Origin of the sequence: Rhodohalobacter mucosus (assembly GCF_003150675.1) — a bacterium.
Classification (GTDB): domain Bacteria; phylum Bacteroidota; class Rhodothermia; order Balneolales; family Balneolaceae; genus Rhodohalobacter; species Rhodohalobacter mucosus.
Window position 1 is genome coordinate 1 of the sequence record NZ_QGGB01000017.1, and the last position, 1139, is coordinate 1139.

Sequence of the window (1139 nt, forward strand, 5' to 3'; positions counted from 1 at the left end):
CGGATGGCAAACCTCAGTCCCGACTCCATCGCTACCGGCTGGATCAGGCTTACGTTCAGCTTCACGTTGTCGCCCGGCATAACCATCTCCACTCCGTCAGGCAGCTCACACGAGCCCGTTACATCCGTGGTCCGGAAATAAAACTGCGGACGATATCCCTTGAAAAACGGCGTGTGACGCCCGCCCTCATCCTTGCTCAGTACATACACCTCGCACTCAAACTCCTTGTGCGGGGTAATTGAGCCCGGCTTGCACAGTACCATCCCGCGCTGAAGCTGCTCCTTGTTGATCCCGCGAAGAAGGATACCCGCATTGTCTCCGGCCTGGCCCTGATCGAGCAGACGACGGAACATCTCTATACCGGTTACCACACTCTTCATCGGCTGCTCAACAATACCCACAATCTCAATCTCATCGTTGAGCTTAACCACACCGCGCTCAATCCGGCCCGTGGCTACCGTACCGCGACCGGTAATCGAAAACACATCCTCCACAGGCATCAAAAACGGCTTGTCCACATCACGCTCGGGCGTCGGGATCGTCTCATCCACAGCCTTCATCAGCTCCACAATCTGAGCCTCCGCATCGGCATCCCCGTTCAGCGCATTCAGCGCACTGCCCTGGATCACAGGAATATTGTCCCCGTCAAACTCATAGGAGGTCAGCAGCTCGCGAACTTCCAGCTCAACCAGCTCCAGCAGCTCCTCATCGTCCACCAGGTCCACCTTGTTCATAAACACCACAATCTGGGGTACACCCACCTGACGGGCCAGCAGAATGTGCTCGCGCGTCTGAGGCATCGGTCCATCGGTGGCCGCCACAACCAAAACCGCACCGTCCATCTGCGCCGCACCGGTTACCATGTTCTTCACATAGTCGGCGTGGCCCGGGCAGTCAACATGCGCATAGTGACGCGCATCGGTTTCATACTCCACGTGAGCCGTCGCGATGGTAATCCCGCGCTCGCGCTCCTCAGGTGCATTGTCAATCTCATCAAATTTCTTGGCAACACCCCCGTAGGTCTTCGCCATTACATTAGTAATCGCTGCCGTTAACGTCGTCTTGCCGTGGTCTACGTGACCAATCGTACCGATGTTTACGTGCGGCTTGGTACGCTGAAATGTCTCTTTTGCCATGGT

The 1139-nt window shown here is 56.5% G+C and carries 1 protein-coding gene; it reads right to left on the minus strand.

Features of this window, described 5'->3' with window-relative positions; translation table 11 throughout:
• A partial coding sequence (gene tuf / locus DDZ15_RS16565) for an elongation factor Tu (RefSeq protein WP_109648237.1) occupies positions 1-1136 on the minus strand: 1136 nt, incomplete at its 3' end.
• Between the last annotated feature and the right edge of the window lie 3 nt (positions 1137-1139).